The 20,723-nt window shown below is 71.8% G+C and carries 20 protein-coding genes; 19 read left to right on the top strand and 1 reads right to left on the bottom strand.

Annotated features, from left to right (window positions below; all coding sequences use genetic code 11):
* Window positions 1-852: a helix-turn-helix transcriptional regulator gene (locus HC362_RS01985; protein WP_243082037.1), complete on the bottom strand. Its 852-nt coding sequence runs from the start codon at window positions 850-852 to the stop codon at window positions 1-3.
* A gap of 136 nt (window positions 853-988) precedes the next feature.
* On the opposite strand from HC362_RS01985, the gene HC362_RS01980 reads away from it, so the two are divergent.
* From HC362_RS01980 to HC362_RS01890, 19 genes are all read left to right on the top strand, one after another.
* Window positions 989-1,258, top strand: a complete 270-nt coding sequence (locus HC362_RS01980; RefSeq protein WP_243082036.1) for an Atu4866 domain-containing protein — start codon at window positions 989-991, stop codon at window positions 1,256-1,258.
* A 107-nt stretch (window positions 1,259-1,365) separates the two neighbouring features.
* A complete protein-coding gene (locus HC362_RS01975) occupies window positions 1,366-2,889 on the top strand; it encodes an MFS transporter (protein ID WP_243082035.1) in 1,524 nt (507 codons plus the stop codon).
* Entirely contained in the window at window positions 2,873-3,637 is a 765-nt protein-coding gene (locus HC362_RS01970; protein WP_243082034.1) for an SDR family oxidoreductase, read from the top strand. Before HC362_RS01975 ends, HC362_RS01970 begins: the two co-directional genes overlap by 17 nt.
* A 269-nt stretch (window positions 3,638-3,906) precedes the next feature.
* The gene (locus HC362_RS01965) at window positions 3,907-4,281 is read left to right on the top strand and encodes a VOC family protein (RefSeq protein WP_243082033.1); all 375 of its coding nucleotides are present in this window, start codon (window positions 3,907-3,909) and stop codon (window positions 4,279-4,281) included.
* A 157-nt stretch (window positions 4,282-4,438) separates the two neighbouring features.
* Window positions 4,439-5,092, top strand: coding sequence for a maleylpyruvate isomerase N-terminal domain-containing protein (locus HC362_RS01960; protein ID WP_243082032.1), 654 nt, complete (start codon window positions 4,439-4,441; stop codon window positions 5,090-5,092).
* A gap of 172 nt (window positions 5,093-5,264) precedes the next feature.
* Window positions 5,265-5,840, top strand: a complete 576-nt coding sequence (locus HC362_RS01955) for a hemerythrin domain-containing protein (RefSeq protein WP_243082031.1) — start codon at window positions 5,265-5,267, stop codon at window positions 5,838-5,840.
* Between the two features lie 271 nt (window positions 5,841-6,111).
* Window positions 6,112-6,537, top strand: a complete 426-nt coding sequence (locus HC362_RS01950; RefSeq protein WP_243082030.1) for a hypothetical protein — start codon at window positions 6,112-6,114, stop codon at window positions 6,535-6,537.
* Between the two features lie 136 nt (window positions 6,538-6,673).
* Window positions 6,674-6,865 (top strand): hypothetical protein, encoded by a 192-nt coding sequence (locus tag HC362_RS01945; protein ID WP_243082029.1) that lies wholly within the window; start codon window positions 6,674-6,676, stop codon window positions 6,863-6,865.
* 221 nt (window positions 6,866-7,086) lie between these two features.
* A complete protein-coding gene (locus tag HC362_RS01940; RefSeq protein ID WP_243082028.1) occupies window positions 7,087-7,251 on the top strand; it encodes a hypothetical protein in 165 nt (54 codons plus the stop codon).
* A 175-nt stretch (window positions 7,252-7,426) separates the two neighbouring features.
* Window positions 7,427-8,050: a lanthionine synthetase LanC family protein gene (locus HC362_RS34860; RefSeq protein WP_279240170.1), complete on the top strand. Its 624-nt coding sequence runs from the start codon at window positions 7,427-7,429 to the stop codon at window positions 8,048-8,050.
* Window positions 8,051-8,296: 246 nt separating this feature from the next.
* Window positions 8,297-9,901 (top strand): benzoylformate decarboxylase, encoded by a 1,605-nt coding sequence (gene mdlC / locus HC362_RS01930; protein WP_279240059.1) that lies wholly within the window; start codon window positions 8,297-8,299, stop codon window positions 9,899-9,901.
* Between the two features lie 78 nt (window positions 9,902-9,979).
* The gene (locus HC362_RS01925; RefSeq protein ID WP_243082025.1) at window positions 9,980-11,398 is read left to right on the top strand and encodes an FAD-linked oxidase C-terminal domain-containing protein; all 1,419 of its coding nucleotides are present in this window, start codon (window positions 9,980-9,982) and stop codon (window positions 11,396-11,398) included.
* Entirely contained in the window at window positions 11,395-12,852 is a 1,458-nt protein-coding gene (locus HC362_RS01920) for a cytochrome P450 (protein WP_243082024.1), read from the top strand. Before HC362_RS01925 ends, HC362_RS01920 begins: the two co-directional genes overlap by 4 nt.
* A 34-nt stretch (window positions 12,853-12,886) precedes the next feature.
* The gene (locus HC362_RS01915; RefSeq protein ID WP_243082023.1) at window positions 12,887-14,266 is read left to right on the top strand and encodes a hypothetical protein; all 1,380 of its coding nucleotides are present in this window, start codon (window positions 12,887-12,889) and stop codon (window positions 14,264-14,266) included.
* 95 nt (window positions 14,267-14,361) lie between these two features.
* Window positions 14,362-16,305 carry a peroxidase family protein gene (locus HC362_RS01910; RefSeq protein ID WP_243082022.1) on the top strand — a complete coding sequence of 648 codons (1,944 nt, stop codon included), beginning with the start codon at window positions 14,362-14,364 and terminating at the stop codon, window positions 16,303-16,305.
* Window positions 16,302-16,559, top strand: coding sequence for a hypothetical protein (locus HC362_RS01905; protein ID WP_243082021.1), 258 nt, complete (start codon window positions 16,302-16,304; stop codon window positions 16,557-16,559). Before HC362_RS01910 ends, HC362_RS01905 begins: the two co-directional genes overlap by 4 nt.
* A gap of 279 nt (window positions 16,560-16,838) precedes the next feature.
* Entirely contained in the window at window positions 16,839-17,564 is a 726-nt protein-coding gene (locus HC362_RS01900; RefSeq protein WP_243082020.1) for a hypothetical protein, read from the top strand.
* 61 nt (window positions 17,565-17,625) lie between these two features.
* On the top strand, window positions 17,626-18,438 hold the full coding sequence (locus HC362_RS01895; protein WP_243082019.1) for a pectate lyase: 813 nt from the start codon (window positions 17,626-17,628) through the stop codon (window positions 18,436-18,438).
* Between the two features lie 693 nt (window positions 18,439-19,131).
* Complete coding sequence (locus tag HC362_RS01890; protein ID WP_243082018.1) at window positions 19,132-20,589, top strand: DEAD/DEAH box helicase; 1,458 nt, start codon at window positions 19,132-19,134, stop codon at window positions 20,587-20,589.
* Window positions 20,590-20,723 lie beyond the last annotated feature (134 nt).

Genomic DNA, 20,723 nt, shown 5'->3' with positions numbered 1-20,723 from the left:
TCAGCCCCGCTCCGCGCCGTTGGGCGCGGAGCGGGTGCGTGTCGCGTGGATGGAGCCGAGCAGGTGCAGCGCCTCCGCACTGGGGCTGCCCGGCTCCGCGTGGTAGATGACCAGCTGCTGGCCCGCGGCCTCCCGCACGTCGAACGCCTGGTAGCCGAGGGTGAGAGGACCGACGTCCGGGTGGAGAAAGCGCTTGGCCTCGTGCGTCTTGCCGCGCACGGTGTGGCCCTCCCACAGGCGGGCGAACTCCGCGCTCTGCCGGGTGAGGGACTCCACCAGTTCGCGCAGGCGCGGATTGTCCGGCTCGAAGCCGACGGCCTGGCGCAGATTCGCGACGGTGGCCTGGGCCGCCCTGTCCCAGTCCTGGTAGAAGGTGCGGCCCGCGGGGTCGACGAAGGCCATCCGGGCCAGGTTGTCCGCCGGGCTGAAAGGCGCGTACAGGGCGTCGGCCAGTGCGTTGCCGGCGAGGATGTCCAAGGTCCGGTCGAGCACGAAAGCGGGCGTGTGGGGATAGCCGTCGATCAGCTGCCGGAGCCCGGCGCTGACCTGGCCGGGCGCCCGGCCGGCGGGAGCGGTGGGGGCTTGCCCGGCCAGCCGGTACAGATGTGACCGGGCGTCGTCGTCGAGATGCAGCGCACGGCTGAGCGCGTCGAGCACCTGAGCCGAAGGGTGACGTTCCCTGCCTTGTTCCAGCCGGGTGTAGTAGTCGGCGTTGATGCCCGCGAGCACCGCGACCTCCTCCCGGCGCAGCCCGGGGACGCGGCGGGTGCCGTAACTCGGCATGCCCGCCTCTTCCGGGCTGAGGCCGGCGCGTCGGCTGCGCAGGAATGCGGCTAGGTGGTTGTCGGCCATGCCGCCAGGCTATGCGCCGCCGCGCCGGTCTGCCTGGGTGTGCCGCACCCAGGCAGAGAGCGTCCTGGTTCGCCCGTACGGCACTGCCCAGACTCGCTGACGCAACCCATCCCCGCCCTCAGCGAGAGGTCTTGCCATGGACACGGATTCGGCGAACGGCCCGGACATCGACGTCGTCGGTATGTGGGTCACCGCAGACGGTCAGATCCGCCAGGAACTGCGCGCGGACGGCCGCTACGAGGAGGCGCGCGGCCGACGTGCCCGCGCGTACACCGGCCGCTACACCGTCGCGGGCGCTCACCTCGACTACGTCGACGACACCGGCTTCACCGCCACCGGCGATGTCCGCGACGGCGTGCTGTACCACGAGCACCTCGTGCTGTACCGGGAGCAGCCCGCCCCCTGAGCCCCGAGCGCGCAGCCGCGCTGTATGCCGCTGCACCCCGGCCCGCTGACCGTGTACGACCGCTCACGGAGCCGGCTCGAGCCATCCGATCGAAAGAGAGCTGGACAATGACGCAGAAGGCCGCAGGCCCTCTGTCAGCACAAGACACCACCCCCGGCGCGCTCGCCCTGCTGACGCTGTGCGCAGCGCACTTCATGGATGCCATCGACCTGTCCGACGTCGGTGTCGCCCTCCCCGCCATCCAGCACGAGCTGGGCATGTCACCGGCGTCCCTGCAGTGGGTGATATCCGCGTACACGCTCGGTTACGGCGGCTTCCTGCTGCTGGGCGGCAGGACAGCCGACCTGTTCGGCCGTCGGCGTACCTTCCTGGCGGCCGTCGCCGTCTTCGCGGTGGTCAGCGTGGCGGGAGCGCTCGCTCCCGGCAGCGGGCTGCTCATCGCGGCCCGGCTGGTCAAGGGCGTGGCCGCCGGTTTCCTCGCCCCGGCGGCGCTGTCGCTGATCACCACCAACTGGCCGGAAGGCCCCGAGCGCGGCAGGGCCCTGGGCTGGTACGCGACCGCGGGCGCCGGCGGATTCGTCGGCGGCCTGGTACTCGGCGGCGTGCTCACCGAGGTCTCCTGGCGGCTGGTCTTCGCGCTGCCGGTGCCCCTCGCCGTGGCCGCGCTGATCGCGGGGAGCCGTCTGCTGCCGGCCGACCCGCCTCCCGCGGGGCGGGGCAGGATCGACCTCGCGGGTGCGCTGAGCGTCACGGGAGGGCTTCTCCTGTGTGTGTACGCCATCGCACAGGCGCCGGAGCACGGCTGGACCTCGGTGCGCACCGTCGCACTGTTCGCCGCGGCAGCAGTCCTGCTCGCCTTGTTCGTCCGCGTCGAGGCCAGGGCGAGTACGCCCCTGGTGCCGCTGTCCTTCCTCACGCGCCGCCGGAGCGCGGGCACCAACCTGACGATCTTCGCGATGTGGGGTGCCTACACGTCCTTCGCGTTCCTGGCCACCCTCTACCTGCAGAACGTGCTGCAGTGGACTCCGCTCCAGACCGCGGGCGCCTTCATTCCGCTCGGCCTGGTCAACGGCGCGGTGGCGCCCTTCGCCGGACGCCTCGCGGCCCGGTTCGGCCACCCGCGCATGATCGCTGCGGGCATGCTGCTGCTGGCCGCTTCGTACGCGATGTTCCTGCGGATCGGACCCGACTCGTCCTTCCTCTCCGTGGTGCTGCCCGTGATGGTCCTCAACGGACTCGGAACGGCGGCGACGTTCCCCGCGCTGAACATGAGTGCGGTCGCGGGTGTCCCCGACCGCGACCAGGGCCTCGCCGGAGCTCTGCTCAACACCTCCATGCAGATCGGCGGCGCGGTCGTACTGGCCGTGGTCACCGCGGTGGCCGAAGCGGGACGACGCGCGGGCGGCGGCACGGATCCGATGGCGGGATACCTCCCGGCCATCGCGGTCATCGTCGGCTGCGTCCTCGCGGGTCTCGCCGCCACCGGGCTCCTGAGCAGGCCACGTACGCACGCGACCGCCCGCACTGCGGCCACCCGGTCCGCGGCCACCACTTCCGCCCCCGCCGTCACCTCCGCCGCGCGCAGCGGCAACGAGAAGGAACAGGAACAGCACCATGACGACCTTCACTGATCCCGCCTTCGAGGAGTTCGCCGGCAAGACCGCCCTGGTCACCGGTGCGGCACGCGGCGTCGGCAAGGAGACCGTCCGGCTGCTGCACAGCCGGGGCGCGCGGGTCGTCGCCGTCGACCAGCGTCAGGAGGTGGCCGAGCTGCCCGAGGAGTTCGCAGGCGTTCGCCCGCTGATCGGCGACGTCACCCGCGAGGAGACCGCTCGGCGCGCGGTACGAGAAGCCGTCGCCGCGTTCGGCGGTCTGGACGTCCTGGTCAACAACGCGGGACGCACCCTCAACAAGCCGATCACACAGACGACGGCGGAGGACTGGGACACCGTGATGGCGGTCAACGCCCGCGGGTCCTTCCTCTTCGCCCGGGAGGCCTTCGGCGCGATGAAGGAACGCGGCGGCGGGGCCATCGTCAGCACCGGCTCGTACGTGTGCACCGTCGCGCTGCCGGAAGGTGCCGCGTACAGCGCGTCCAAGGGCGCCCTCGCCCAGCTGACCAAGGTCCTCGCTGTCGAGGGCGGCCCGCTGGGGATCAGGGCGAACATCGTGGCGGCGGGCGTCATCGAGACGGACTTCCTCGACACCTTCCGCTCCGACAGCCGTGAGTACCTGGCGTCCTTCGCCGACGCACAGCCGCTCGGCCGGGTCGCCCAGCCCGAGGAGATCGCCGAAGTGCTGTGCTTCCTGGTCTCGCCACGCGCCGGCTTCGTCACCGGTGCCGTGGTCGCGGCGGACGGCGGCTTCACCGCGATGTGACAGAGGGGCTGTCGGCGCCCAGCCGGGAACTCACCGGCACGGCCACAAAGGGCCTGCCAACTGGTCGTTGTCGCGTTCGACTTGATCGAGTAGAGTCGCCGCCGTGAACACCGGACAGGCGCTACGCCACGCACGGATCGGCGATCCGGTGGAGGACTGATCGCTCGGTGGGTGCGGCAGAGGCACCCACACGGTTCGGCACGCGGACCTCCCAGTGCTCGTGCACCACGAGTCCCTTCTCCGTGCCGAGCCGCAGCGAGGTCAACCACATGACAGTCACGTTCAACCACACCATCATCGCCTCAAAGGACCGCAACGAGTCCGCCGCCTTCTTCCGCGAACTGCTGGAACTGCCGGAAGCGCCGTCCTGGGGCCCGTTCACCAACATCCAGCTCACCGACGGCGTGCTGATCCAGTTCGCCGAGCCGCCGGTGGAGATCCAGATGCAGCACTACGCGTTCCTGATCGACGATGAACTGTTCGACCGGGCGTACCAGCGGCTGTGCGACCAGGGCATCGAACACTGGGCCGACCCCCAGATGCGGCGCCCCGGCGAGATCAACAACGGACACGGCGGCAGAGGCGTCTACTTCAAGGACCCGGCCGGCCACGCGATAGAGCTGATCACCCGCCCGTACCTGTAACCGCGGACCGCCTGGTCGGGCGCGATGGCACCCGACCAGGCGCGCGGCCGGGACGACCACCTTCGGGACGGCGAGTCGGCGATGACGGCGAGGACGGTGGACGCGCGGGCCCGAAATGCGCTTGTCCGCCGTTCCGACCCGGCATTACCGTGCCGCGGTGGATCTCTTCTCAGACTCCTGGGCGACGTTGCGCGAGGCGGTCGCGGACCTTCCGGAGGAGGACTTCGAGCGCCCTTCCGGCTGTAACGGCTGGCTCGTACGGGACCTGGTGTGCCATCTGATCATCGACGCGCAGGACGTCCTGATCACCTTGGTCACGCCCAAGGACGCCGAACCGACCGCGAACGCGGCCACCTACTGGGACCTCGTCGAACCCCCGGCCGGCGAGGACCCCCTCGACGCGCTGATCCCCCGGCTGGCTGCCGCATACGGCGACCCCCGGCTGCTCAAGTTCCACCTCGACGACGTCGGTTCCGCCGCGGGGCGCGCCGCCGGACTCGCCGACCCCGCTGTCCGCGTCAGCACCAAGGACAAGGTGCTGAGCGTCGGCGACTACCTGTCCGCCTACCTGCTCGAATGGACCTTGCACCACCTCGACCTGATCGCACACCTGCCGTCGGCCACCGAGCCCTGCGCCCGGACCCTCTCGGCGGCGCGCACCTCGCTGGAGGAGATCGCCGGGGCCCCGTTTCCCGCCTCGCTCTCCGACAAGGACGCGCTGCTGATCGGCACCGGACGTCGGGCGCCGACCGACGCGGAGCAGGCCGCGCTGGGCGCCTTCGCAGCGAAGCTCCCGCTCGTCCTCGGCTGACGACCGGCAAGCGCTGCCGCTGCTGCTCGGGTGAACCGCCCTCCTCGGGGAGGGAGCCCTGGAACGCGGAGGTGACGGAGCCGACGGGGCGGGGGAACGGCTGCGGCGTATCCGCGTACGCGCGCCCGCGTATCCGCGTACGAGCCGGCCTTTCCCGAGCGAGGAGCGACCCGTGCATCAGGCAGAGCCGAACCGTGACGAGACCGCCCAGCTGCCGCCTGACGATGTCATCGGCGTGCTGCTGAGACAGCACGCCAGGATCCGGGAGCTGTTCGACGCGGTACGCGACGGGACCGTCGAGGCGCGCAGGGCGAGCTTCCTCGAACTCCGTGCCCTGCTGGCCGTCCATGAGACCGCCGAGGAAATGATCGTGCGCCCCACGGTGAAACACATCGGCGGCGAGGAGGAGGCCGCCGCCCGCAACAGCGAGGAGAAGGAGGCCAACAAGGTACTGGCCGACCTGGAGAAGCTGGAGTTCGGCAGCGAGCAGTTCACCTCGATGCTCGCCGGCTTCGAGCAGTCGGTGAAGGAACATGCCGCACACGAGGAGCGCGAGGAATTCCCCTCGCTGCGCCGCCTGTGCACCCCGGAAGAGCTGGGCAGACTGGGGCGGCGGCTCCTGGCCGTCGAGCGTGCCGCGCCCACCCACCCGCACCCCGCCACCGCCGGTTCGCCGGCCGCCCAGTGGACCCTCGGTCCTTTCGCCGCACTCCTCGACCGCGTCCGCGACGCCATCAGGAAGAACTGACGAGCTGACGAACTGCCGAGTTGACGAGCTGACGTGGCCGAACGCGGCGGCCACGCGCCTCCTTAGCCGACACGGGTGAAACCCGGCTCCCGTACGAGTGACCGCCACCGCGTTGCGCGCCGATCGCCTTGAGCATGGAAATGGAAGGTACGACCGGGATGGCAGGAGGCGTGCACATATGCCCCTTCATATGCCGTCCCCGGAACGCCCCCTTCGTGTGCCGGCCACGGGACGTCGCCTTCGTGTGCCGGCCACGGGGCGTCGCCTTCGTGTGCCGGCCACGGGATGGCGTCCCCGGCGGGCACGCCGCTTCCACGCGGCAGCCGCGACCTTGGCGGCCGCGCTCACTCTGCTGCTCACCCTGTTCGCGCTCGGCGGCGCCGAACTGTCCGCCGAGGACGCGGGGTGCGTCAACGGCCGGGCCTCCCTCACGGCTGCCGCCACGCTGCCTTGTCCGCAGGTGTCCGTCGACGAACCGGAACATGGCCGGCACCCTGGCCACGACCCTTCCTCCGCACAGGCGTTCCTGGTGGCGACTGCCACCCATCGGCCGCACTGTCATTCGTCTCTGCCTGTGATCGACTCTCCGGCTGTGCGCGGTCTGCTGCCCGCCGGGGCCGCTCCCACCGGCCCGGCTCCACGCGTCACGGTCGACTGCCATCCACGCGTGGCCCAGCGGCAGATCCTGCGCTGCTGATCGGACCCGCCTGCTCGGAAAGCCCCTGACAAGCGCGACGACCGCCTCCGGTTGGGCGGCCGAGTCCAGCGCGACGACCGCGGGTGTCCGGGCGGGCTGCTGCTGCTCCGATCCTTCACTCTGCCGTAGGAGAGCCATGCCTACCGACCCCTTCCGGGCCATCGCTGCCCTGGCGCGTGCCGAAGCCGCCCGCACCACGACCCCGGCCCCGCCCGAGCCGCGCACCTCCTCCGAAACCGCCGAGCCCGAAAAGCCCGAGGTGCCCGAACGTCGCCGAACGGGCTGGCGCGAGATCGCCCGCCGTATCCGTCGCCCCAGGTCAAGCTGACACATCGGCCACGGCCACGGAGGGTGATCACCGCAGCCTGGTGACCACGGTCGCTGCCTCCTCAGTCCCTCCCAACTCCCCTTCCAGAGCGGCTCCTTCAGACTCACTGCGTCATGTTTCTCACTCCCGGCCCATTGCTGTCAGTCAACGGTCAATTTATCGTGACGTGTCTTCATCAATGAGGACGACCACAGGCGCACGTACACAACGGGAGGTTCGAGATGCCCAGCACGCTGTTCGATCTCGATGTGGAACTCGTGGAATCGGTCGAGCGCGAGGCCGCGCACCCCGACGCCGCACGTGAGCTCGACGAGAACGCCGCCCTGACCCCGACCACTGTCAACACCTACGGCATCGGCGTCGCCATGTGCGTCCCGTGCTGCTGAGCCGGCGCTGACGCACCACTGATCGACCGCAGCCGGCCCCGTCGGCCTCTCCGGCCGTCGGGGTCGGCGGCCCTGGGGCGGTGAGGGAACGGGGAGGGGACCACTGGTGCACAGCAATGCGGCGGACGGCGCACCGGAACCGGTGTTCCGGGCAACGGAGTTCGGGGTCGTACGAATGGCTGCCCTGCCCCTCACCCACCCGAGTGCGGGAGGCGATCGAGGCCGCGCTGCGGACCGCCCTTCCCTCGCTGGCGTCGCTCCGTGCTCCGCTGCGCGTCCGGGGTGTGGAGGTGCCGGGCTGGTGGTACGGGCTCACGAAACGCCCCCTGGTCGCCGAGGAGTTCGCCGACGGCCAGGTCAACTTCGGTCTCGCGCAACGGCATACCCGGCCGCTCGGCGTGCTGTCGCCATGGCGGGCCGGGTGCTGGACCGGCCGGAGTGGACGCGTGCCGGTTTCCAGGCCGTACAGGCCATGCTCCGCCGTCCCGCCGACGAGTGGGGCATCAACGACCACGCGCAGTGCCATGGCTGGTCCGGCATGCTCTATCTGCTGGAGCTGTTCGAACTGGACCACCCGGAGGCCGGACTGCGGGCGGCCACCGACGAGGTGGCCGAGCGGCCGCTGAACGGCTTCTCACCCGAGTCGGCCTTCGGATACCGCTACTACCAGCCCGCCGCCGACCTCCACCTCGACATGCCAGGGTTCCTGGACGGCGCAGCCGGCATCGCTCTCGCCCTCCACGCCTACGCGACCGACAGCGCCGCCGCCGGCTGGGACACCTTGCTCCTGCTCAACTGACCGATACGGGAGCCGGTGTGCGGGCCTGACCGCTGTGAAGAACACACCATTCCGGGGGTTTGCCGAACGAGCCGTTGACGCGGCGGTGGGTCCGGCGGCCTGGAAAGCCCGACACGACGGCCCTGCGGTAGATCGGATCCCGGTATAGCAGGACATTTTGCTGAAGTGTGGCTGTCGTGCTGCATTGGCCTCCGCACGCCGGGACCGGCACCCCGGTCACCGTCAGCACTGCGGGAAGGGACCCCCATGCGCACAGTCCGGGAATCCGCCCTGGATGTTCTCCGAACACGCGGCATGACCACGGTGTTCGGCAACCCCGGCTCGACAGAGCTGCCTTTCCTCAAGCACTTCCCCGACGACTTCCGGTACGTCCTCGGCCTCCAGGAGGCCGTGGTCGTCGGCATGGCGGACGGCTACGCGCTGGCCTCCGGCACCACAGCCCTCGTCAATCTGCACACCGGCCCGGGCACCGGAAACGCGATGGGCGCCCTCCTCAACGCCCGCGCCAACCGCACCCCGATGGTCGTCACAGCGGGCCAGCAGGTACGCGCGATGCTCACCATGGAGGCCCTGCTCTCCAACCCGCAGCCCGCGCTGCTGCCGCAGCCGGCCGTCAAGTGGGCGTACGAGCCGCCCCGCCCGGCCGATGTGCCGCCGGCCCTGGTCCGCGCCGTCCAGCTCGCCGAAACCCCGCCGCACGGCCCGGTGTTCCTCTCGCTGCCGATGGACGACTTCGACGCCACCCTCACGGAGGAGGAGGACCAGGCCGCACAGGCCACCGCGGCGCGCAGGATCGAGCACGCCACGGCGCCCCGGCCGGAGACCGTCAGGTCGCTCGCAGACCGCATCAAGCGGGCGGGCTCCGCCGCTCTGGTCGTCGGCGACGACGTGGACGCGTCCGGCGCCTGGGAGGCCGTCCTCCGCCTCGCCGAGCGCGGCGGACTCCCGGTGTGGGCAGCGCCCGCCTCGGCCCGCGTCTCCTTCCCCCGCACCCACCCGCTCTACCGGGGCGAGCTGCCGCCCGCCATCGGCCCGCTGACCAGGGCGCTCGACGGCCACGACCTGGTCGTGGTCGTCGGGGCGCAGGTCTTCCGCTACTACCCCTACGTACCGGGCCCCTACCTGCCCGGAGGCACCGAACTCGTCCTCGTCACAAGGGACGCCGAGGAGGCCGCCAAGGCCCCCGTCGGCAACGCGGTCGTCGCCGACCCCGGCGTGACGGCACAGGCGCTCGCCGACCACTTTCCCGCCTGCGACCCCGTCCCCGTACCGGACCGGCCCACAGAGGCACCACAGACGGCCGACGGGCCCCTGCCGCCCGGCACCGCGCTGGCCGCTGTGGTGGCAGGTGCTCCCGGGAACACGCTGTGGGTGAACGAGTCGCCCTCCAACGTCCCGCAGTTCCACGAGGCGGCACGGATCAGCGCCCCCGGCTCCTACCTCTTCTCCGCGGGCGGCGGGCTCGGTTTCGGAGCCGCCGCCGCGGTCGGTGCGCAACTCGGCGCTCCCGACCGGCCGGTCGTCGCCGTGCTGGGGGACGGCTCGGTCCACTACGCCGTGCAGGCGCTGTGGACCGCGGCGGCATACCGGGTGCCCGTCACCTTCGTTGTGCTCAGCAACGCCCGCTACGCGATCCTGCAGTGGTTCGCGCAGCTCGAACACGCGCAAGGCGCCCCGGGGCTGGACATCCCCGGGCTCGACATCCCCACGGTCGCCGCCGGATACGGCGTGCGCTCGTTCCGCGCAGCGGGTGCGGGAGAGCTCACCAAGCTCGTACGGGACGCCACGGGCAGGCGCGAAGGCCCCGTACTGATCGACGTACCGGTCACCACGGAGCTCCCGTCGCTGTGAAGTCCCCGCGGCCTCCGACCGCGACCCGCGACCGCGCCCCGAGCATCCCCGCACCGCCGCACCAACCCTGGAGGGCCGATGCCCCCGCACGCCGCTTCCCCCGACCCCGCGCAGCTGCTGGACGAGCTGCGCGACCGACTGCCCGCCGACACCCTGCTGACCGACCCGGAATCCCTGGCGGCCCATGCCAGGGACGCCGCCCCGTTCTCCGCCCCCGGCGTACCCGCGGTGGTCGTTCTGCCGCGCACCGCCGAGCAGGTCGAGGAGGTGATGCGGACCGCGTACGCACACCACGTCCCCGTCGTCCCGCAGGGCGCCAGGACCGGTCTGGCCGGCGCCGCGAACGCGGTGGACGCCTGTGTCGTGCTCTCCACGGTCCGGATGGACCGGATCGGCACCATCGACCCGGTCAACCGGCTCGTCCGGTGCGAGCCCGGCGTGATCACCAAACGCCTCAACGACGCCGTCGCCGAGCACGGTCTCGCCTATCCGCCCGATCCCGCCTCCTGGGAGACGTGCACGATCGGCGGCAACATCGCCACCGGCGCCGGAGGCATCTGCTGTGTGAAGTACGGCGTGACGGCCGACTACGTCCTCGGCCTCGACGTGGTGCTCCCCGACGGGCGGCGGATGCGCACCGGACACGACACTCCCAAGGGGGTGGCCGGATACGACCTGACCCGGCTGTTCGTCGGCTCGGAGGGCACCCTCGGTGTCATCGTCGGCGCCACCCTCGCGCTGCGGCCCGCCAGGCCCGCGCCGCTCGCCCTCCTCGCCCAGTTCCCGAGCCTGGCGGCGGCAGGACACGCCGTCGCGGCCATCACCGGGGGAGGGCACCTGCCCTCGGCCGTCGAGCTGCTGGACCGGGCGACCTCCCAGGCCGTCGCCGAGTACGGGCACGCGCTGCTGCGGCCCGACAGCGCCGCAACGCTCATCGTCGAGAGCGACGCGCCCGATCCCGCGCCCGACCTCGCGGCGATGAAGGCACTGTGCGAGGGCGCCGGTGCCGACCAGGTGGTCGCCGCCACCACCGCCGAGGAGTCCCAGAAGATCATCGAGGCCCGGCGGCTGGTCTCCCCGGCGCTGGGCGCCTTCGCCGCCACCCTCGGGGGACGGCCCACGGCCTTCATCGAGGACGTGGCCGTACCACCCTCCGAGCTGCCCAAGTTCGTCGGCACGATCGAGGACATCGCCAGCCGGCACCGGCTGCGAATCTTCACCCTCGGCCACGCCGGGGACGGCAATCTGCACCCCACGGTCCTCTTCGACGAATCCGATCCCGACCAGGTCCACCGGGCCCGCACCGCCTACGACGACATCATGGCGGCAGGTCTGGCACTCGGCGGCACCACCACCGGCGAACACGGCATCGGGACGCTCAAGCGCGAGTGGCTCGGCCGGGAGCTCGACGCCGTCAGCCTCGAGGTGCACCGGGGCATCAAGCAGCTCTTCGACCCCCGCAACCTGCTCAACCCCGGAAAGGTGGTGGAGGCATGAGCGGGCCCGTATCCGCAGCCGATCCCGGCAGGCCCGACCCCGGCAGCCCCGATCCCGGTAGCCCCGGCCCCGGAAACCCCACCGGAGCGCCGGACACCACCCGGGCTCCAGACTCCGGCGAACCCGCCGGCCCGTCGCCCCGAAGCGGCGCGGCGCGACCGCACCGCGCCGGCCGTGGTGAATCCCTCCGCTTCGCCGTCACCCACACCCTGCCGGCCTTCGCCCGGGGCGTTTCCGCTCCCCGCCCGGCGGTGGGGTCGCTGCTGGGCGCGGTGGGCCAGCCCCGGTGGTCGGCCGCGACGCTGCGCTCGCTGCGCGACCGCTACGGGGGTGCGCCCGTACTGCTCGGCGGCGCCTCCGGTGACACGCTGGTCCTCCTCGACCCCGCTGACGTCGAGGACTTCTTCGCCCGCCCGGTGCGCGAACTGGCCCTGGACGCGGTGGACAAGACGAAGATCTTCTCGGTCCTCGAACCAACGGGCGTCATCTGCGCGCACGGCGACCTGCGCGAAGCCCGCCGCGCCCTCAACGACCGGGTGCTGGGCCACCATGAGGAGACCCACCCCTCTTGCGAGACGTTCCGTACCGTCATCGCCGAGGAGTGTGTCCGGCTCACCACCGGGCCCACCCTGCCGTACGCCCGGCTGGAGCGCGCCGCTCAGCGCATCTCACGCCGCATCGTGCTGGGGGACCAGGCCGCCGGGGACGAGGAACTGGCGCGCTGGCTGCTCACACTGCGCCAGGAGGGCAACTGGGGAGCGGTCCGGCGCGGCCCCACCCCGGCGAACCGACGGCTGTACCAGGCCGCCACCGACCGGCTGCACGTCTACGCCCCGCACGCGCCCGGCACCACCCTGCTCGGCCAGGCCATGGAAACGGCCTGCGATCCGGACGTCGACGCGGTGGGGCAGGCCCACCACTGGCTCCTCGCCCTGGACGCGATCGGGCTCATCGTCGCGCGCACCCTGCTGCTCCTCGCCGCGCATCCGGCCGAACAGACAGCGCTGTACAACGCGCCGCACGCGCCGGACACCGGCCGGCTGCGCGCCTGCGTCCTGGAGACCCTGCGCCTGTATCCCCTCGTAAACGACCTGCTGCGCATCCTGCGCGCCGACACCACCTGGCGCGGGGTGCCCTACAAGGCCGGAACCCACGTCCTGGTCCCGATCGGATTCCTCCAGCGCGACAGCACTCTGGTACCCGGCGGTTCGCTGTTCGCCCCCGGCCGCTGGCAAGTCGAGGGGGCCGAACACGACACGCGGATGGCGCCGTTCGGCCACGGTGGGGGCCGCTGCCCGGGCGACCGGCTCGGGCTGATGGTCGCCACCGAGATCTGCGCCCAGCTCCTCCGCGCCCACCACCTCACCGGAGGCAGCCCCCGGCTCGACCCGCACCGCTCGCTGCCGGGCGCCCTGAACGCCTCCGCCATCCGCCTCACCCTGGCCCGCTCCTGACCACACCGGACCGCCGACCTGGAGGCATCACCCCATGGCCGAAACCGGAACCGAGACCGGCACCGCGACCGAACCGGATGTGGACCGCCTGCACGCGCTCTGCCGTGAGCTGGGCGAAGCCGCGGACGCCGTACGCCAAGCCACCCAGTACGCCGGGGAGCTGGCCCTGGGCACCCGCCTCCCGGTGCGTGCCCTCGGCAGCCGCCGGGCCCGCGTGGCACTGCGCTCCCTGCTCCGCGCCCTCACCGATCCGGCAGGACTGGGCTGGCCGGCCGGCGGGTGGAGCCCGGCGGCCCGCGCGGCGCGGCTGGCCGGAGTGCTCACCAGCCGCGAGTGCCTCGCGGTGAGCCTGGCCGTCGTGGGTCTCAAGGCCCGCATCCGGGCTGCCGCCGTCACCCATCCCGAACTGCTCACCGACCCCGACACGGCCCGGGTGCTGCGGGCCATCGACGAGGACCGGCAGCGCGAGGCCCTGCGCGCCTTCAAGTCGATCGTCGGCAGCCAGGGCGCCGAACGCGCCTTCGCGCTGCTCGCACCGTCCTTCGGCGACATCCTCGCCTGGAACGCGCTCACCGACGAGAACCCCTTCAACGACGAAGCCGCCTGGGAGATCGCCACCGGCCGTACCCTCACCAAGGCCGAGCCTGTCCTCGGTATCAGCCCGCGTGTCTGGGCGCTGCTGGACCGCGGTCCCGGCCGCGCCGAACCCGTCGCGGCGGACCCGTCGCTGCTGGAGCGTCTCGACCGCTCGTGCACCGTGGTCGGCTGCATCCGCAACATCGGGGCCGTGGGAACCGGCGGCATGCTGCTCGTCCAGCAGGTGACGGGCCCGGACGGGGTGCGGCGGTACGTCGTCCAGCTCGCCGGTATGGCCACCGACGCGATCGCCAAGTCCAGCCCCCAGGACGTGCTCGGCGCGGTGCACGCCGTCGCCAGGCCCAGTACGCCCTACTCCCGTGCCGTGACCCGGGCCCTGCGCTCCTGGGTGCCTTCCGGCAGCGAGCTCGCGCTCGTCGGGCACAGCCTGGGCGGCATCACCGCGATGAACCTCGCGGCCGACCCCGACTTCTGCGCGCTCTACCGCGTCACCCACGCCGTGGCGATCGGCTCGCCCATCGACGGCAAACGCCCCGCCGACCCGGACACCCGCGTCTTCTCGCTGATCAACGAGCACGACATCGTGCCCAGTCTGGAGGGCCGCTCCGCCGTCTCGCCCTACGCCCTCCCTGAGCAGTTCACCGAGCACACCTGGACCGACGACACCCACGCCTTCCCGTTGTGTCACGCGGCCGAACGCTACGCGCACAACCTCCAGTTCGACGTGCCCGAGGCGAGCGCCGAGGTCGACGCCGCGCTCGCCCCCTACCGCGGCCGGGCGACCGTCAGCAGGCTCTTCGCCCTCCACGACCGCTGAGCGACCGGCGGCCCCGCGCGGCTCGGCCACCGCCCCCCGCCCTGCCGCCTTCCGATCTGCCCGACCGTTGCCGAACGCCCGCCCGGAGGTCCCCGATGACCGACACCACGCCCTCTTCCGCGTCCGCCGACACCGGCAAGCCCGCCGACCCCGGTTCCGCCCTCCCGCACATCCACGCGCAGTCCGACGGCCTGTCCCCGTCGCGTCCGTCGAACGCCTCGCAGTCGGCGCAGCCGGAGCCCTACGGGCCGCCCGGCGTCCTCGAACGGCTGGGCTCGGCGGCCTTCGGCCGCATCAACCGCCGCCGCGAATGGCACGAACTGCCCACCCCGCTCGGCCTGCTCAACCTCCGCTTCCTCCGCGACGACCTGCGCCGCGAGAACCTCCACGACACCTACTGCGCAGGCGGGGAGCGCCCGCGCCGCGCCCCGGCGAGCCTGCCGCCCTTCCGTACGTACGACGGCTCGGCCTACGACCCGCACGACGAGGACATGGGCCGCGTCGGCACCCGTCTGGACCGCAACGCTCCGCTCCACCTCGCTTTCCCCGAGGGCGACGACGAGCTGATGTCGCCCAGCCCCCGTGAGGTCAGCCGCCACCTGCTGGCCCGGCGCAGCTTCGTGCCGGCTCCGGCCCTCAACCTGCTGGCCGCCGCCTGGATCCAGTTCGAGAACCACGGCTGGGCCAACCACGGCGACAACGAACAGGCCGAACCGTTCACCGTGCCGCTGGCCGAGGACGACGACTGGGCGGGGGAGTGCCCGATGCGGGTCAACCGCACCCGCCCCGACACGGTCGCGCACACCACCCCCGACGCCCCGCCCACCTACGAGAACACCCTCACCCACTGGTGGGACGGCTCGCAGATCTACGGCTCCTCCGAGGAGCGCTGCCGGTCGCTGCGCACCGGCGAGCTGGGACACCTCGTCGTCGAGGACGGGCGGCTGCCCGCCGACCCCAGGCCGGGTATGTCCTGTCTCGACGCCACGGGGATGAACAGCGACTACTGGGCGGGCCTGTCCTTGCTGCACACTCTGTTCGCCAAGGAACACAACGCGATCTGCGACTATCTGCACTCGCACTACCCCACCTGGGGCGACGAACGGCTCTTCCACACCGCGCGTCTGGTCAACTGCGCCCTGATGGCGAAGATCCATACGGTGGAGTGGACCCCGGGCATCCTCGACACACCCGTCCTGCACCGTGCCATGAACGCCAACTGGTACGGGGTGCTGCCCCAGTGGGTCCGCAGGAAGTACGGCCGGGTCGGCCGGGGCGAGATGCTCAGCGGGATCCTCGGCTCACCGACCGACCACCACGCAGCGCCGTTCTCCATGACCGAGGAGTTCGTCTCGGCCTACCGGCTCCACCCGCTCATCCCGGACGAGCTGACCCTGCGGGACCACCGCTCGGGCCGCCGGGGCGAGACGATCGGCTTCGACGACATGCAGGGCGCCACCACCCGCAGCGTCATCGACGCGCACGGCGTGAGCGACCTGTTCTACAGCTTCGGCACCGCCAACCCCGGCGCCCTGGTGCTGCACAACCACCCCGACTCGCTGCGCGATCTGACCCGGCTGACCGGCGAACACGTCGACCTGGGCACCGTCGACATCCTCCGGGACCGGGAACGCGGCATCCCCCGCTACAACGCCTACCGCCAGATGCTCCGCAAGCGCCCCGTCAACTCCTTCGAGGAGCTCACCGGCGGCCACCCGACCGACACCCCGCTGCTGGAGGAGCTCTACGAGGGGCGGCTCGACCGCGTCGACACCCTGGTCGGCAACCTCGTCGAGCCCCGCCCCGCCGGCTTCGGCTTCAGCGACTCCCTCTTCCGCATCTTCATCCTGATGGCCAGCAGGCGCCTGAAGAGCGACCGCTTCTTCACCACCGACTACCGGCCCGAGATCTACACCCCCGAGGGGCTGGAGTGGATCGACCGCAACGGCATGACCCGCGTCCTGCTGCGCCACCACCCCGAACTCGCCCCCGCACTCGACGGTGTGACCAACGCCTTCGCTCCCTGGAGGAACCTGTGACACCGGCCCCCGTCCCAGCACCGCGCTCCGCCGCTGCCACCTCCGACAGCCCGGCGACCCCGGCGGCTCGACTGCGCGCCCACGCCGCCGCGCTCGCCGCGCTCGCCGAACGGCTCGGCGCCGGGGCCGCCACCGCCGACTGGAGCGGCCCGGACGCCGCCGCCCTCCAGCAGCAGGTCGAGCAACTCGCCCGCCGCTGCGCCGTCGCGGCGCAGGCCCTCACCTACTCAGCGACCCTGCTGGACACCCGCTGAGCGACGGGGCTGCGCCCCGTCAGCGCCGCGGGGGAACGGCGCGAGCGACCACGACGCACCCGCAGCCCGCCCCCCGGCGAACAGGGGCACCCGAGGGCGCGGGGAGCGCAGGCGGCAGGCCCTTCTCCGCGCCCGAAAAATCCCGCGCCCGGGCGGCAACCTTCCGCGCTCCGGTGGCAACGACAGAGCAGACAGCACTCGTTGCCCACCGGTGATCCGGTGCACAGGGGACACCCCGGTGCACCGGATCACCGCACGGAGATGAAGGGGAGCGCCCACATGGCACGACAGGCACGGCACAGGCTCCGCAGACGCACGACCCTCCTGGTGGCCCCCGCGGCGGCGTTCGCCGCGCTGGTCGGGTTCGCCGCGGCACCGGCGCACGCCGCCGTCTGGTCCTCCTCGGACCGCTGGGGCAGCTACCGGACGCCCGACGGCTACACCCTCTACAACAACATCTGGGGCCAGGGCGCCGGTTCGCAGACCATCGAGGCGAACTCGGCGTCGGACTGGTGGGTGCATGCCGACCACCCCGGCACCGGCGGCATCAAGTCCTATCCGAACGCCAAGAAGGTCGTCGGCAAACGTATCAGCGCACTCACCTCGCTCAGCAGCAGCTACCGGGTGAGCGTCCCGCAGGCCGGCGCCTACAACACCTCGTACGACATCTGGGACAGCGACTACGACTACGAGGTCATGCTGTGGGTCAACCACCACGGCGCGGTCGGCCCGATCGGCACCCCGCAGGGCACCGTCTCCCTCGGCGGGCACACCTGGCGGGTCTACAAGGGCGACAACGGCTCCAACCAGGTCTTCTCGTTCGTGCGCACCTCCGACTCGACACAGGGCACCGTCGACATCCTGCCGGTCCTGCGCTGGCTGAAGGACACCAAGGGCTGGTGGGGCGACGAGACCATCGGCGACGTCCAGTTCGGGTACGAGATCACCTCCTCGCCCGGCGGCCTCGACTTCGCCACCCGCCGATTCGGCGTCACAAGCCGCTGACCTCCACACCCTTCGACCCCCATCCCCCCACCCCACCCCCCTCACAGAAGGAGGTCCGTGTATGAGAACCGGACTGCACAGGCGCCGACCGAGCCTCCGCGCCGCTCTCGCCGGGGCGTTCGCCACCGTCGCGCTGGGCGGGGCCGCCCTGTTCAGCACCTCCGCTGCCCCGGCCGGCGCCGCCGAGCAGTGGCCCGACCCGCAGGGCGAGAAGCCGGTCTCCGAGACGATTCCGGTCTCCGGCACCTACGACGGCGAAATGCGGCGCTTCCACGGCGAGGGCGACCTCGGCGGCGGCGATCAGGACGAGGGCCAGGACCCCCTCTTCAAGCTGGAGGACGGGGCCGTGCTCAAGAACGTCGTCCTCGGTGAACCGGCCGCGGACGGTGTGCACTGCATGGGCAGCTGCATCCTGGAGAACGTGTGGTGGGAGGACGTCGGTGAGGACGCGGCCTCCTTCAAAGGCAGTTCCTCCTCCGCCCGCTACACGGTCATCGGCGGCGGCGCGCGCAAGGCCGACGACAAGGTCTTCCAGTTCAACGGCGCGGGCTCGCTGAAGGTCTCCGGCTTCCAGGTCTCCGACTTCGGCAAGCTGGTGCGCTCCTGCGGCAACTGCTCCACCCAGCACAAGCGCTCCATAACCGTCGAGGACGTGGACATCACCGCACCCGGCAAGGCCGTCGCGGGCGTCAACGCCAACTACGGCGACACCGCCACCCTGCGCGAGATCCGCATCCACGGCGACGCCGACAAGAAGATCAAGCCCTGTGTCCGCTACCAGGGGAACGACAGCGGCGACGAGCCCGACGAGATCGGCAGCGGCCCGGATGGCAAGACCTGCCGCTACTCCGAGTCCGACATCTCGTACGACTGACCGGCCCCCGTCACGGGACGGCGGGGCCCGCACAGCGCGGGCCCCGCCCATCCGCCGCACATTTCCCGGCGGGCTCCCGAGGGCAGGGGACTCACCGCCGGTGGACCAGATGGCCGTGTTACGCTTGGGCGAGTTGCAGTTGTGGTTCCCGAAGATTTCAGCCGCTCCTTCGATCTACATCGATGCGAGCGCTTTTCATTTCCGGCGTTCTCCGGAGGGAAGTCATCGCAGCGACTCCGGTTCCGCAGGAAGCGGTCCGGTCACTGCCCCGAGGGAGATGCGATGGCGGTCGGCACCGTGAAGTGGGTCGACGCGGAGAAGGGCCTCGGCCCCCGCGAGCTTCACGAAGGCCGGATCAGCCTCCGTTCCGGGGCCGACAACACCGTTCCCGCCTGCTGAGGCCGGCGTCGAGGCATCCCGCGCGGCAGCGGCGCGCCGCTGCGTACGTGTGACCGCGCGTAGGCGACGGGGCTTGTCACGCGGCCCGTCCTCCGAGACGACCGCCGTCTGCTCCGGCCCGCCCACTGCTCTCCTTTTCCATTCGTCGTCGCTTTTCCGGAAAACCGGCCGCTGCTGTGGCCAGTTTTCTCCGTCTTCTCCCCGGCTCGTTCTTGCGAATACTCCGGCAGTCCGATCTGTTTCCTGCTGCTGGACGAATTCCCTCGATGCGTGCCGCACCGAGGAAGGTTTTGCATGAATCGCTCCACCCGCACGAACGACAGCTCCCACCGGTCCCGCAAGGGCGGCGCCCCCGGCTCCCGCAAGGGTGGCGCTCCCGGTTCCGGCCGGGGCCGCCACGGCCGGCGTCCCGTCGCCTCCCGGCCCAAAGAGTTCGCCCTGCCGGTCAGCAGCACCGCGGCGCTTCCGGCCGTAGAGAAGTTCTCCGAGCTGGACCTGCCCGACCGGCTGAGCGCCGCGCTCCGCTCCGAAGGCATGACGGTGCCGTTCCCGATCCAGGCGGCGACCCTGCCGAACTCGCTGGCGGGGCGGGACGTTCTGGGCCGCGGCCGCACCGGCTCGGGCAAGACGCTCGCCTTCGGCCTCGCGCTGCTCGCCCGTACCGCAGGGCGGCGGGCCGAGGCCCGGCAGCCCCTCGCGCTCGTGCTCGTACCCACGCGGGAACTGGCTCAGCAGGTGACCGAGGCCCTCACTCCCTACGCCCGGTCGCTCCAACTCCGGCTCGCCACTGTGGTCGGCGGCATGTCGATCGGTCGTCAGGCGAACGCGCTGCGCAGCGGGAGCGAGGTCGTCGTCGCGACCCCCGGAAGGCTCAAGGACCTCATCGACCGGGGCGACTGCCGGCTGGACCAGGTCGCCATCACCGTCCTGGACGAAGCCGACCAGATGGCGGACATGGGGTTCATGCCCCAGGTGACCCAGCTGCTCGACCAGGTACGGCCCCAGGGGCAGCGACTGCTCTTCTCCGCCACCCTGGACCGGAACGTCGACCGCCTGGTCCGCCGCTACCTGACCGATCCGGTGGTCCACTCCGTCGACCCGTCCCAGGGCGCGGTCACCACGATGGAGCACCACGTGCTGCACGTACACGACGCCGACAAGCAGGCCACCGCAATGGAGATCGCCGCCCGTGACGGGCGGGTGCTGATGTTCCTGGACACCAAGCACGCGGTGGACCGGTTGACCAAGCGGCTGCTGGCGGTGGGCGTACGCGCCTCGGCGCTGCACGGCGGCAAGTCCCAGTCCCAGCGCACCCGCACGCTCTCCCAGTTCAAGACGGGGCACGTCACCGTCCTGGTGGCCACCAATGTCGCAGCGCGCGGCATCCACGTCGACAATCTCGACCTGGTCGTCAACGTCGACCCGCCCAGCGACCCCAAGGACTATCTGCACCGCGGCGGCCGCACCGCGCGTGCCGGTGAGTCCGGCACCGTCGTCACGCTCGCCCTGCCCGACCAGCGCCGCAGCGTGGACCGTCTGATGGCGGACGCCGGTGTCGGGGCGCGGGTGACCAAGGTCCGCTCCGGCGAGGCCGAGTTGAGCCGTATCACCGGTGCCCGCAAGCCGCCCGGCGTGCCCGTCACCATCACGGCGCCGGTCGCCGAGCGCCCCAAGCGCACCGAAGTCACGCGCGGACGGCGGAACAGGCCCGCCAGGGGGCGCCGCCGCCCGTCCTCCGGCATCGCCGCGTAACCCTCCCCAGCCGCGCTCGACGGGCCGGCCCCGCCCAGGGGTCCGGCCCGGCGCAGCGGTCCCGCCCGGCGCAGCCGTCCGGCACGTGACCGGCCTCGGCGGCCGGTCCACAGCGGTTCGTCGCAGCGGCGCGC

The organism is Streptomyces sp. 891-h (assembly GCF_022760275.1).
In the GTDB taxonomy this organism is placed as follows: Bacteria; Actinomycetota; Actinomycetes; order Streptomycetales; family Streptomycetaceae; genus Streptomyces; species Streptomyces spirodelae.
Note: the sequence above shows the minus strand (reverse complement) of the source record. Positions and strands in the feature narration are given on the sequence as shown.